Annotated in this window: 11 protein-coding genes; 6 read left to right on the top strand and 5 right to left on the bottom strand. The window is 68.7% G+C overall.

Features of this window, described 5'->3' with window-relative positions; all coding sequences use genetic code 11:
* Window positions 1-112 precede the first annotated feature (112 nt).
* The 4 genes from zwf to KBY95_RS00040 all read left to right on the top strand — a co-directional run bounded on the left by zwf (window position 113) and on the right by KBY95_RS00040 (window position 4,777).
* Window positions 113-1,636 (top strand): glucose-6-phosphate dehydrogenase, encoded by a 1,524-nt coding sequence (gene zwf / locus KBY95_RS00055; RefSeq protein WP_254962638.1) that lies wholly within the window; start codon window positions 113-115, stop codon window positions 1,634-1,636.
* A 70-nt stretch (window positions 1,637-1,706) separates the two neighbouring features.
* On the top strand, window positions 1,707-3,005 hold the full coding sequence (locus KBY95_RS00050; protein ID WP_254962637.1) for a glucose-6-phosphate dehydrogenase assembly protein OpcA: 1,299 nt from the start codon (window positions 1,707-1,709) through the stop codon (window positions 3,003-3,005).
* Between the two features lie 48 nt (window positions 3,006-3,053).
* The gene (locus tag KBY95_RS00045) at window positions 3,054-4,496 is read left to right on the top strand and encodes a cobyrinate a,c-diamide synthase (protein WP_254962636.1); all 1,443 of its coding nucleotides are present in this window, start codon (window positions 3,054-3,056) and stop codon (window positions 4,494-4,496) included.
* Window positions 4,493-4,777, top strand: coding sequence for an acylphosphatase (locus KBY95_RS00040; protein WP_254962634.1), 285 nt, complete (start codon window positions 4,493-4,495; stop codon window positions 4,775-4,777). Before KBY95_RS00045 ends, KBY95_RS00040 begins: the two co-directional genes overlap by 4 nt.
* Window positions 4,778-4,807: 30 nt before the next feature.
* On the opposite strand, the gene KBY95_RS00035 is transcribed toward KBY95_RS00040, so the two are convergent.
* Entirely contained in the window at window positions 4,808-5,527 is a 720-nt protein-coding gene (locus KBY95_RS00035; protein ID WP_254962633.1) for a Coq4 family protein, read from the bottom strand.
* A gap of 104 nt (window positions 5,528-5,631) precedes the next feature.
* On the opposite strand from KBY95_RS00035, the gene KBY95_RS00030 reads away from it, so the two are divergent.
* The gene (locus KBY95_RS00030; RefSeq protein WP_254962631.1) at window positions 5,632-6,318 is read left to right on the top strand and encodes a GAP family protein; all 687 of its coding nucleotides are present in this window, start codon (window positions 5,632-5,634) and stop codon (window positions 6,316-6,318) included.
* A gap of 2 nt (window positions 6,319-6,320) precedes the next feature.
* Here the strand turns inward: KBY95_RS00030 and KBY95_RS00025 are convergent, their stop codons facing one another.
* The 4 genes from KBY95_RS00025 to crtE form a co-directional block, all read right to left on the bottom strand.
* Window positions 6,321-6,638 (bottom strand): hypothetical protein, encoded by a 318-nt coding sequence (locus KBY95_RS00025; protein WP_254962629.1) that lies wholly within the window; start codon window positions 6,636-6,638, stop codon window positions 6,321-6,323.
* 82 nt (window positions 6,639-6,720) lie between these two features.
* Complete coding sequence (locus tag KBY95_RS00020; protein ID WP_254962628.1) at window positions 6,721-8,181, bottom strand: AAA family ATPase; 1,461 nt, start codon at window positions 8,179-8,181, stop codon at window positions 6,721-6,723.
* Entirely contained in the window at window positions 8,178-8,723 is a 546-nt protein-coding gene (locus tag KBY95_RS00015; RefSeq protein WP_254962627.1) for a divergent PAP2 family protein, read from the bottom strand. Before KBY95_RS00015 ends, KBY95_RS00020 begins: the two co-directional genes overlap by 4 nt.
* Window positions 8,720-9,622 (bottom strand): geranylgeranyl diphosphate synthase CrtE, encoded by a 903-nt coding sequence (crtE, locus tag KBY95_RS00010; protein ID WP_254962625.1) that lies wholly within the window; start codon window positions 9,620-9,622, stop codon window positions 8,720-8,722. Before crtE ends, KBY95_RS00015 begins: the two co-directional genes overlap by 4 nt.
* A gap of 227 nt (window positions 9,623-9,849) precedes the next feature.
* Between crtE and KBY95_RS00005 the strand changes: the two genes are divergently transcribed.
* The gene (locus KBY95_RS00005; protein WP_254962624.1) at window positions 9,850-12,573 is read left to right on the top strand and encodes an EAL domain-containing protein; all 2,724 of its coding nucleotides are present in this window, start codon (window positions 9,850-9,852) and stop codon (window positions 12,571-12,573) included.
* Window positions 12,574-12,764: the final 191 nt, after the last annotated feature.

Raw genomic sequence — 12,764 nt, 5'->3', positions numbered from 1 at the left:
CCTTTTTCATGGCCGACGATCCGAGAATGCACACACCGGCAGGCTCCCTGCGGCGGCGATGCAGCGGGATGCCGGAGCAGCCGTTAAACCAGGGTGACCGGACGCCCTCCCCATGACCGCCATCCTCACCAATCCCCTGCGGGTGGGTCTGCGCCAGGAGCGGGTGATCTCGCCCCAGTGCATCGTCATCTTCGGGGCCAGCGGCGATCTCACCCACCGCAAGCTGATCCCGGCCCTGTTCGAGCTGTTCCGCCAGCGCCGCTTGCCGAGCGAATTCGCCGTGCTCGGCTGCGCCCGGCGACCCTGGAGCGACGAGGAGTTTCGCGACAAGATGGGCGCCGCGCTGGCGGAGGAAATCGCCGCCCATCGCAGCGCCTGGGAGCAGTTCGCCCAGGGTCTTTTCTACGAGCCGGTGGATCTGCAGCAGCCCGAGCACCTGGTGCGCCTCGGCCAGCGGCTGGAGGGCATCGACCGGTTGCGGGCCACCCGCGGCAACCGCACCTTCTACCTCTCGGTGTCGCCCGAGTTCTACGGCAGCGGCTGCCGTGCCCTGGCCGGGGCGGGCCTGCTGGCCGATCCCGAGCGCAGCCGGGTGGTGATCGAGAAACCCTTCGGCCGTGATTACGCCAGCGCCCAGGCCCTCAACAAGGTGGTGCAGGCCTGCGCCAAGGAAAGCCAGGTGTTCCGCATCGACCATTACCTGGGCAAGGAAACGGTCCAGAACATCCTGGTGTTGCGCTTCGCCAACACGATCTTCGAGCCGATCTGGAACCGCAACTACATCTCCAGCGTCCAGATCACGGCGGCCGAAACCGTAGGGGTGGAGGAACGGGCCGGCTACTACGAATCCTCCGGCGCCCTGCGGGACATGGTGCAGAACCACCTCACCCAGATCCTGGCCCTGACGGCGATGGAAGCCCCCGGCCGCTTCGATCCGGAGGCGATCCGCAACGAGAAGGCCAAGGTGCTGCAGTCGGCCCGCCTGGCCAATGAGGAGGAGGCCTGGAAGTGCTGTGTGCGCGGCCAGTACGCCGCCGGCGGCAGCCTGGCCAAGCCCCTGCCCGGCTACCGCCAGGAGCCCGGGGTGAACCCCAACAGCACCACCGAGACCTACGTGGCCATGAAGGTGGCCATCAACAACTGGCGCTGGCAGGGGGTCCCCTTCTATCTGCGCACTGGCAAGCGTCTGCCGAAGCGCCTCAGCGAAGTGGTGCTCACCTTCCGCGAGGCCCCGGTGCATCTCTTCGACGCCGCCGGTGGCGCCCCCACCCCCAACCAGCTGATCCTGCGCATCCAGCCCGATGAGGGCGCCGAGTTCAAGTTCGAGGTCAAGGCGCCGGGTTCGGGGATGCGCAGCCGGCCCGTCGACATGGCCTTCAGCTACGACGAATCCTTCGGGGAACCTTCCGATGAGGGCTACGTCCGGCTGCTCGCCGACGCCATGCTGGGAGACCCCACCCTGTTCACCCGCAGCGACGAAGTGGAAGCGGCCTGGCGGCTCTACACCCCGCTGCTGGCCCTGATCGAGGAATCCCCCTGGCAGCTACCGGTTCACCCCTATGAAGCCCGCACCTGGGGTCCGGCCGCCGCCGACGGCCTCCTGGCCGAGGACGGCCTGAGCTGGCGCCGCCCCTGACGAACGGCCCCAGGCCCCCACGTCCGATCCATTTCCGCCGACCAGCGATCTCCGACCCTTCCGCGCCCCCATGGCTCCCCAGCTCACCCTCCAGGCTCCCCTCGATCTGCCGCCCGAGGAGGTCCATCCCTATCTTCAACGCCTCTGGACCCATGATCTGGAGGGATCCATCGGGGCTTCCACCTTCACCCTGGTGGTGTGGGAGCCGTCCTGGCTGGAGCAGCAGATGGTGCGTATCGGCCGGGTGGATGGCCCGATCACAGGTCTGCTGCGCCAGGAGCTTCTCGAGGCGGCCCGGCTGGCCCTGCCGGACACCGACCTGCCCCTGAGCACGGCCCCGATGGATCCCCGGCTGGCCTGGGCCATCGGCCAGAAGGATGGCGACCACAAGAGCCAGGACCTGCGTGGCCAGTTCGTGGAAAGCGCCATCAGTGCCCACATGCCACGGCGGCTGATCACCCTGGCCCCCACCCTCGACCCCGGCCATCCCCTCGAGACCCTCGTGGCCGCCTACTGCCCGTTGCCGGAGGAGGGCGGTGCTGGCGCCGCCTGCGGGGATGTGGTGGTGCTGCGCGGCGGCATGGGAGCGCTGCAGCAGAGCCTCGACCTGTTCCAGACCCTCATCGATGACACCCTGCCCTGCTGGGTGTGGTGGAACAGCAGCCTGGATGAACCCTCCGAGATGCTGGAGGCCCTGGCGCCGGTGCCGCGGCGGCTGGTGATCGACAGTTCCCTCGGGGAGCCGCGCCGCTGCCTCGACCTGATGCTGGCCCGGATCAGCTCCGGCCAGGCTGTCAACGATCTCAACTGGCTGCGGCTGCGCACCTGGCGCGAGTCCCTGGCCATGGTGTTCGACCCCCCGTCCCGTCGGGATGCCCTCGGCCATGTGGTGCAGCTCGACATCGACGTGGAGGGGGACCACCCGGTCAAGGGCCTGCTGCTGGCGGCCTGGGTCGCCGATCGCCTGGGTTGGCACCTGGTGAGCAGCTATCTGGTGGAGGTCGATGGGCCCGGCTCGGGAATCACCGCAGAGTTCGAGCGCACCGACGGGGTGGCGGTCCAGTTCACCCTGATGCCCGTGCCCATGGGGGTGCCCAAGACCCACCCAGGCGCCATCGTCGGCATGCGGCTGATCTGCGAACCGGTGAGCAGGCCACCCCTGTGCGTGATCCTCTGCTCGGAGTCGGGGGGCTGCATGCGTCTGGAGTCGGGGGGCATGGCGAGCATGGAACTGGCCGAGGGGGTGGTGCCCCTGCCCGAGGAGAGCGAGGAGATGGAAATGGCCCGCCTGCTGTCCGGCGGCCACGATTCCACCTCTCCGCTGCTGGCGGCGGCCGTGCCCCTGGCGGCCACCCTGCTGCCAGGCTGAAGCGCTCTCCCATCCGGCGGCGCGTCATCGCCGTCCCGATCCGATCGCATGAGCTGCCTGATCGCCGCCCCCTGCAGCGGCAGCGGCAAGACCCTGCTGAGCCTCACCCTGGCGGCCGTGGCCCGGGCGCGGGGGGAGAGCCTCCAGCCCTTCAAGGTGGGGCCCGACTACCTCGACCCCCAGTTGCTGGGGGCCGTGGCGGGCCGCCCCTGCCGCAACCTCGATACCCTGCTCTGCGGCGAGGAGTGGGTGCGGCGCAGCTACCGCTGGCATGGCGGCCGGGCCGAGCGGGTGCTGGTGGAGGGGGTCATGGGTCTGTTCGATGGCCGTGGCTCCGGCAGTGAGGGCAGCTCCGCCGCCGTGGCGGATCTGCTGGGGCTGCCGGTGGTGCTGGTGGTGGAGGCTTCGCGTCAGGCCGGCAGCCTGGCGGCCCTGGTGCGCGGTTTCCGTGACCACGGCCCCCCTCGGGTGGCCCTGGCCGGGGTGGTGCTCAACCGGGTCGGCAGCGACCGGCACCACCGCCTGCTCGCCGAAGCCCTCGAGGCCATCGAAGTTCCCCTGCTGGGGGTGCTGCCCAGCCATCCCAGCCTGGAACTGCCCTCCCGCCACCTGGGCCTGCTCACCCCGGGCGAACTGGGCGACCTGGGCGAGCGCCAGCGGATCTGGGCCCGGCTGGCCGAAGAGCACCTCGATCTGTCCCGTCTCTGGCCCCTGCTGGCGCCGCCGGCCGGCCGGCCGGAACAGCTGGATCCGATTCGCTGGTGCCTGGAACAGACTCCGCCGGCGCCGCCCACCGCCTCCGGCCCGCTGCCTGTGGCGATCGCCACCGATGCGGCCTTCCACTTCCGTTACCCCGAAGCCCAGGAGCTGCTCGCGGCCTGCGGCCTGCGGCCAGTGCCCTGGAGTCCCCTGGCCGACGAGCCCCTGCCGGAGAACTGCCGCGCGCTGTTGCTACCCGGGGGCTATCCCGAGCTGCATGCCGCCCAGCTGGCGACCAGCCGCCGCAGCCTGGGATCCCTCAGCGCCGCGGCTCGTGCCGGTCTGCCGATCGTGGCCGAATGCGGTGGCTTGCTGCTGCTGGGCCGGGAGCTGGAGGATGCCGACGGGATTGCTCACCCCATGGCCGGACTGCTCCCTTTCAGCGCCCGCCGGGGAGTGCTCAGCCTCGGCTACCGCCAGGCCCTGCCGGGTGCCGATGGGCTGCTGGTGCGCCGCGGTGAAGCTCTCTGCGGCCATGAGTTCCACCGCTGGCAGCTGTTGCCCCAACCGCCCATCGGTGATGAGTTGTCAGGCGGGGAGGGACTGTGGCAACTTGATGGCTGGGGAACACCAGCAAGGAGCGAAGGATGGACCGCCCCGAACGTTCACGCCAGCTGGCTGCACCTCCACTGGGCTGGATGCCCGGCGATTCCCTCGAGACTGGCGAGAGCCGCCGCCAGCGCCGTGCCGCTGCCGATGAACGCCGTTTCGTTCAGCCCGCTCTCCGGGTGACTGCCACCCCCCAGGAACGCTGGCGCATGAACGTGCGGGGGCTGGTGCAGGGGGTGGGCTACCGGGTGGGCTGTCGCCAGAAGGCCATTGATCTTGGCCTCAGTGGCTGGGTGCGCAACCGCTCCGACGGTTCGGTGGAACTGGAGGCGGAGGGGCTTCCCGATCGGCTGGTGGAACTGCGGCTCTGGTGCGAGAAGGGGCCCCAGGGCGCCCATGTCAGCGGGGTCACCAGCGCCCAGGTGGCGGTGGCTGGCACCGACTGGTTCGAGATCCGCACCTGAACGCCCGGGCCGCCCGAAGTCGCTGAACGCTCAGAGTTCCGCGTCCAGATCGTCCAGCATCCGCCGCAAGGCGTAGGGCTCGTCCTGCAGAGGATCCAGCACGCCCAGCTCCCGCCGCCAGTCGGCCAGGGGCCGATCCCAGCCCTCTTCCCAGCGCTGCACGCAGAAGGGGGCGCTCGCCAGACCGATGGCCATGCCGCGGGCGATCGCCTGGCTCACCAGGGCGTAGCGCTCGGGTTGGAAGCGGAAACTGCCGAAGGCTGCGGCGGTGTTGAGGATGACGAAGGCGGGGAAACCGATCTGCACGGCCGTGATCGCCAGCACCCCGTTCTCCCCTTCACCGACGGTGGCGAAACCGCTCACCACATGGTGGATGTCATGGGTGGTGGCGAGGCGCTGGATCAGCCACTGCTCCGGCGTTGCCACAGGCCGGGGCCGGGCGAAGTCCGGGTCGTAGCCGAGCCGCAGCAGCACCCCGGCGACGCTGTGGCCCAGGGTCCCCCGCGGCAGCTGCGCCAGGGACTCCAGATCCAGCTGCAGGGGCGGTGGCGCCTCCTCCAGCAGCTCCGGGCCACCGGGCAGGGCGAGGAAGCGCTCGAGGCAGAGGGCCATCTGCTGGCTGCCGGCGAAATTGTCGACCAGATCGGCCACGCTGGTCAGGGATCCACCGCTGCGGCCGATGTCCCCCAGCAGCCGCAGGGTGCGAAGCGAGCGCAGGGCTTCCTGGAGACGGGCCATCGTGACGGGCATGCAACCAACCGCCACTCTGACGCCACCCCCTTCTGGTGCCGCCCCAACAACCCCTTGGCCTGGGCAGGACGGCACCGGACAATGGAGCGTCAGAGACCATCGCAATGCCGACCACCAGCCTCTGGCGCGAATTGTTCGGCTTCGGCCTGGCGATCAGCTTCAGCCCGTTGCACATCGGCCTGCTGCTGCTGATCCTGGTGGGCCCCAGCCCACTGCGTCGGGGCAGCTTGTTCGTGCTGGGGTGGCTGCTCACCTCTGCGGCGGCCATGGCCCTGCTGCTGGGCGTGGGCCATGGTCTGTTGCTCACCATGGAGCAGGGCACCGATCAGCGCACCGGCCTCGACCTGCTGGGCGCGGGGGGGCTGCTGGCGCTGGGCCTCAAGGGTCTGCTGGGCAGTCGCCAGGAGGGTGGACCTCCCGGCTGGACCCGCCGACTGGATGGTTTCTGCGCCCTGCCCCTGCCGCTGCTGCTCGGCCTCAGTGCCGCCGTGCAGGTGTCGAGCCCCGACGATCTTTTCCTTTACGCCAAGACCGCCGCCAGCCTGTTGGAGGCGGGGCTGAGCCGGCCCAGGGAAGTGCTCATCACTGGCGTCTTCAGCCTCTTCACCGGCGTGCTGCTGCTGCTGCCCCTGGCGGGGCTGGCGCTGGTAGGCCAGGAACGCCTGCTGCCCGTGCTGCAGGCAGGAAAGGGCTGGTTGTTTGCCAACGCTGAGCTGATCGTGGCCGCCGTCTGCTTCGGCCTGGCCGCCTACCTCGGCTCCCAGGGGATCGAGGGGCTGCGGGCCGGTTGAGATCAGGGACCGGCCGGTGGGTCCTCAGCCTCGAGAATCCGGCCGAGATACTTGGGGTCGTGGAGGGTGCCGTGGCGCGAGAACGGCAACACCCGCTCCCGTGGTAGTCCCGGCACCGGGGGCCGAGAGCGCAGCCTCAGCCAGCGCCGCACCAGCACCACAACTCCCGCCACTACACCTGCGATCAGCAGGGCCCCTACGTCACTGCCCAGCTCCCCGCCGCCATCGGATTCCCTGGTCCCGGGAGGGTTGGCTGAGTCCTTGCTCTCCGGTTGGCTGGTACCCAGCACACGCGTCGGCTCCGCGAGAGGCGGCGGCATGGCAAGCAGAGGATTCAGGGGAGGGGGTCCCGTCAGGAAACAACGACCAGAGGGTAGGCGGTGGGCACGCGTCAGCGCCACTTCACGGGGCGGCTGCGCCAGCGTCGGCCTCCCGCAGCCAGTGTCCCCAGTGCTCCCGTTCGGCAGCATCACCGGCCCCGGCCATCAGGGTCACCGCCTGGCTGGCCCGGCTCACGGCCACATAGACCAGCCGCTGACGCAGCCGCAGGTCCCGGGGCCAGAAGACGTCCTCGTCGATGAAGACCTCGCCGAAGGTGCTGCCCTGGCTGCGGTGGACGGTGAGCACGGCCGCCGGTCCCAGGGAGGCGAAGGCGTCGCGCACCAGGAAGTAGCGGCGCCAGAAGGGCGTGCCATCTTTTTTGCCCGCCTCACGGGCCTGCTGCCGTAGCCCCTCCATCACCCCATCCAGGCTGGCGCGTGGACCGCTGCCCAGGGGCGGCAGCAGCCGCAGGTTCAGCTGGGCCTCCCCTGCCTCCACGGTGGCGGTGAGGGTGTCGATCACGGGGGCGCCGAGGCAGGCCTCCACACCGAAATCGGCCAGATCACAGCGGTCCGGGCGCACATCGCGCACCACCAGCTCCCGGTTGCTGCCCAGCAGCAGGTCCGGCTCCTCGGCGGCGGCGTCCCCCTCGCGGCAGGCCGGTGCCATCACGGCCGTGCGTGTGATGAGCACCTCACCGGGGAGCACGGGCAGCTGGTCCGCCATGGCGCCATGCAGGGCGCGGCGGGCGATCGGCACCAGCCGCTCCAGGGATCGGTTGGTGTAGCAGAGGATCCGGGCCAGGTCGGGATCCCCTTCGGCGGCGCTGCGGCGCAAACCCTCCTGGGCAGCGGCCAGCCAGTCGTCCCGCCCCAGCAGCGACACCCGGCCGGAGCTGCTGCGGATCGGGGCCAGCACAGGGGGCCGGCGGCAGGGCAGGTGGCCTTCCCGCAGGCCGCCGGCCAGTCGCAGCACCGGGCCCTGATGGCGAACCACATGGGTCAGGGCCACCCGCTGCGCCCGGGCCATGGCAAACACCGGACTCTGCTCCTCCCCTACCGGTGGCAACTGGGCCGGATCCCCCACGAACACCAGGCGGGTGCGGGAGGCCTGGGCGCAGCGGAGGGTGATGTCCAGCAGGCTGCCATCCACCATGGAGGCCTCGTCGACCAGCACCAGTCCAAGGTTCTCGAGGGCCAGGGCGGTTTGTGTGGTTTCCTCGCAACGCTCCCGATCCCCTTCCCGCTTCAGCTTGAGCCGCAGCAGCCTGTGAATGGTGGAGGGGAACCAGGTGGGTTGCAGGCCCGCCAGGGCAAGGTGATGGCGCAGAACGCCCACCGCCTTGTGGGTGGGGGCGACCACGGTCCAGCAGAGGCCGGCCCTCTCCGCCTGGGCCAGGAAGCGCATCGACAGGAACGTCTTGCCGGTGCCGGCAAAGCCCTCCAGCACGAACGCCTGGCCGTCGGCGGGGGCCGACAGCCAGGCGGCAAAGGCCGCGGCGGCGTTCTGCTGGTCGTCGCTCAGGCCGGGGAGATCGCTCACCCCAGCGGCAACCAACCGGCCTGAAGGGCGATCTGCCAGGGCGATCCCAGCAGGGCCAGGCCCGGCAGGGCCACCAGGGGGCCCATCAGGCTGCCGACCAGCACCTCGCTGCGGGTGTGGCCCAGATTCTCCTTCAGGGGAAGGAGCACGGGGTCAGTGCTGCTGTCGCCAGCCCCAGCCTGGGTGTCCCAGAGGCCGTCGGGGAGGCCGTTCACCCGCCGGGCCGTGAGTCCGGCGGCGCGGCGGACGCCGCTGGCGTCATAGAGGACAACGAAGCAGAGCACGGCCGCCAGGGCGAACAGGGGATCGGCGAAGCCCAGTTCCCAGCCCAGGCCCGCCGCGGTGCCGGTCATCAGGGCGGAGTGGCTCGAAGGCATGCCGCCGGTCTCGACCAGCACCGCCGGCCGCCAACGGCGATGCAGCACCAGTTCGATCACCAGTTTGGAGAGCTGGGCCATGCCGCACGCGACCAATCCCCAGGCGAGCACACCATTGGCCAGGAGTTCACCCAGGGCCTCGAGCGCGCCGACGGCTTCGCTCATCGGTCGCGACTGGTGATGTAATCGGCCAGGGCCAGAAGGGGCGCGGCCTGGGTGGTCCAGGGGTCGAGCACCGCCTTGGCTTCGCTCACCAGGGCATCGGCGCGGCGGCGGGATTCCTCCAGGCCCAGCAGTTTGGGGTAGGTGGTCTTGTCGGCGGCCAGATCCTTGCCCGCCGTCTTGCCGAGCACATCGCTGCTGGCCGTGACATCCAGGATGTCGTCGATGATCTGGAAGGCCAGGCCGATGCCGCGGGCGTAGGTGCGCAGGGACGCCAGCAGCTCCTCGGAGGCCCCGGCGATCAGGGCGCCGCAGATCACGCAGGCCCGCAGCAGGGCGCCGGTCTTGTGCAGGTGGATGTACTCGAGGGTGTCGAGATCGACCAGCCGGGCCTCGGACTCCAGGTCCACCACCTGGCCGCCCACCAGACCAGGGGCACCGGAGGCCAGGGCCAGCTCACCCACCACCTGCAGGAGTCGTTCGGGCGGCACTCCCGGACTGCGCAGCGCCACCATCTCGAACGCTCGGGTCAGCAGGGCATCGCCCGCCAGGATCGCCTTGGCCTCGCCGTACACCTTGTGGTTGGTCGGCCGGCCGCGGCGCAGGTCGTCGTTGTCCATGGCGGGCAGGTCGTCATGGATGAGCGACATGGTGTGAATCATTTCCATGGCCACCGCCGTCGGCATGGCCAGCTCCGCGTCACCGCCGGCCAGCTCACAGGCCGCCAGGGTGAGGATCGGCCGCAGGCGTTTGCCGCCGGCGAGCAGCGAGTAGCGCATCGCCTCTCGCAGGGACTCCGGGCGCTCCGGGCCCAGGGAGCTCTCCAGAGCGGCCTCCACGCGCCAGCGTGCCGCCTCCAGGTAGGCGGTGAAGTCGAAAGCCGTGCTCACCGCCGAGGTCATGGGGTCCTGAGGGTTGGGGCGGATTCTCTCAGGCCGATGGTGGCAGCGGCCCGATCCTCGCAACAGTTGCTGGATCCACGCAACAGTCTGGAATTGGTGCAGCGGATCCGGGGCAGAAGCGGGATCGATCCGGACATCCTTACTAAGTTTTCACATTGACCTCGGCCAGTTCTCCCAATGAGACGTCACAGGAGTGACGGCAGCGGCGGCGATGCCCTTCGGTGCCCGTGATCGCCACCTCGACGTCCGGGCCGGAGACCTCAGTTCTGGTAGCCAGCGTGCTGGCCGTGGTGGGCCTGATCGCCCTCTGGGTGGGCAGCGTGCAGGTGGTGGTGCGGCGGCGGACCGCGGAGCTGGAAAGGGTCCAGATGGACCTCAATGCCACCATCAACGCCATTCCCGATCCCCTGGTCGAACTCTCCGATGCCGGCGAGATCCTGGCGATCCACAGTGCCGAACGGGGGCTGTTCCACCTGCCCGAGAAATCCGAGGTGCTGAGTCGATTGGAGGATGTGCTTGCTCCCGCCGCCGCCGACAAGATGAAGGCGGCGCTGGGGCAGGCCGCGGCGAACGGCAGGTCCCCGAGGCAGCAGATCGAGGTGGCCAAGCCCGGGGGCGCCGTCTGGTTCGAGCTCTCGATAGCCCGTCGGGAACCGCAGAACGGGAATGGCCCCCGCTACCTGATGCTCTGCCGGGACATCACCGAGCGCAAACATCACGAAGCCGGGATTCTGCGCCTTAATCGCCTTTACGCCACCTTGAGTGCCGCCAACAAAGTGGTGGCCAGTGTTGGGGACTCTGAGGAGATGCTGGCGCAGATCTGCCGCCTGGCGGTCACGTCGGGGGAGATGCGACTGGCCTGGGTGGGGATGATCGAACCGCTCAGCCGCCGCATCAGGCCGGTGGCCTGGTTCGGCAACGACAGCGCCTATCTGGCTGGATTGGAGATCAACCTCGATCCGGAAGACCCGAAGGGACAAGGCCCCTTTGCGATTGCCCTGCGGGACAACCACCCCTGCTGGATCAGTGATTTCATGACGGAGGCCTCGTGCGTCCCCTGGCACGAGCAGGCAATCCCCTACGGCTGGGGGGCTGCCGCCTTCCTGCCCCTGCATCGCGACGGCGTCGTGATCGGAGGTCTGGGGATCTACGCCAATGAAACCGACAGTTTCGATGTCAAGAGCCAGCAGTTGCTGCTCGACATGGTCGGTGACATCGATGTCGCCCTCGATCGGCTCAGCCTCGAGGCCGCCCACGTGGCGCTCGAGGACGCGGTCAAGGTCAGCGAGGAGAAGTTTCGGGAGATCACCGAGTCCACCCACGAAGTGATCTGGTCGTTGGATCCCGAAACGCTTCGCTACCTGTATGTGAGCCCCTCCGTGCTGCGGCTGCAGGGATTCACGGCCGAGGAGGTGATGGCCAGGCCGTTCGGTGAGGCCTTGGGTGGGGAGGCCGCCGAGCGGCTGAAAGGGCAGATCAGCCAAGAGCTGGCCCAGTTCAGCGCCGGATTGCGCAGCAGCGACATCGTCTCGATCGACGAGACCGAACTCCTGAGCAAGGACGGCTCGAGGGTCTGGACCGAATCGGTCACCAAGATGGTGCGCAACAAACGCACCGGCCGGGTGGAGCTCCACGGGGTGACCCGTGACATCACCGAACGCAAGTTCGCCAAGGAGCAGATTGAGCGGCTGGCCTTTTTCGACCCCCTTACCGGCCTGGCCAACCGCACCCTGCTGCAGGATCGGATCCGCAACGGCCTTGAGGTGGCCAGGCGTTCCAACCTGCCCCTGGCCCTGCTGGTTCTCGATCTCGACAACTTCAAGCACGTCAACGACAACCTGGGCCATGCCATCGGCGACCGGGTGCTGCTGGAGATGGCCAAGCGCCTGAAGGCCAACCTGGCGGACGCCGACACTCTGGCCCACACCGGTGGCGACGAATTCGTGGTGGTGCTGCCCGATTCGGACACCACGGCCACCCTGGCGATGACGGAACGGTTGCGGACATTGGTTGCCATGGCCTTCAGCCTCGGCGCGGAACCCCTCTACCTAACCGCTTCGGTGGGCATTGCGATGTTCCCCGACGATGGCACCACACCCGAGCAACTGATGAGCAACGCCAACATGGCACTCCATCAGGTCAAGATCGCCGGCCGCAACGGCCTCCAGTTCTTCACACCCAACGTTCAGGAAAGGAGTATCCGCGCCCTGCAGCTCACCAATGCCCTGCACCAGGCCATCCAGCGTGGAGAACTCAGCGTGGAATACCAACCCCAGTTCGAGCTCAGTAGCAACCGCATCTTCGGGGCCGAAGCCCTGGTCCGCTGGACCCATTCCAAGCTGGGTCCGGTATCGCCTGCCGAATTCATTCCCCTGGCCGAAATGTGTGGTCTGATCTTGCCGATCAGCCAATGGGTGATGTGCGTGGCCCTCCAGGATGCCAGCGCCTGGATGGAGCTTGGATCAACCCCTTTGACCGTCTCGGTCAATATCTCTGCGCTGCAGTTCGACCATGGGGATCTCGTCAGCATGGTGATCGAAGAGCTTGACGCGGAAGGGTTCCCGCCCGACCAATTGGAGTTGGAGCTTACCGAGTCGGTGACGCTCGCGGATCCGGAGAAGGCCCTGGCCCAGATGGAGCAGCTTTACGCCCTTGGCATCCGACTGGCCATCGATGACTTCGGCACCGGCTATTCCTCCCTGAGCTACCTGAAGAAGATCCATGCCCATCGGCTCAAGATCGACCAATCCTTCATCCGCGATCTGGTGTCCAGCGAAGATGATCGCGCGATCGTGGTGACGATCATCAACCTGGCTCGCTCGATGGGCATGCGCACAATCGCCGAGGGGGTCGAAACCCCCGAGCAGCTGGCCCTGCTGCGCGACCTCGGCTGCGATGAGGTTCAGGGCTACCTGCTGAGCCGGCCCCTGCCCCAGGCGGCCTTCCTGTAGTTCATCAAGACCCCCGTCCCTTTCACCCTCCCTGATGTGGCTTCAGCTGAGCAGATCCTCTAGGTGTGCTTTCCCACCAGGTTGTTCATGCCTGCAGCTCAGCGAGCCGCTGCTGGGGGGTGAGGCCACCGAGGGCCATGTGGCACCTGCAGCCGTTATAGATCCGCAGGTAGGCCGGCAACAGTGCGTTC

This window comes from Cyanobium sp. Aljojuca 7A6 (genome assembly GCF_024346455.1).
Lineage (GTDB): Bacteria > Cyanobacteriota > Cyanobacteriia > PCC-6307 > Cyanobiaceae > Cyanobium.
The sequence above is the reverse complement of the archived record's forward strand: the minus strand, read 5'-3'. Positions and strand labels throughout refer to the sequence as shown.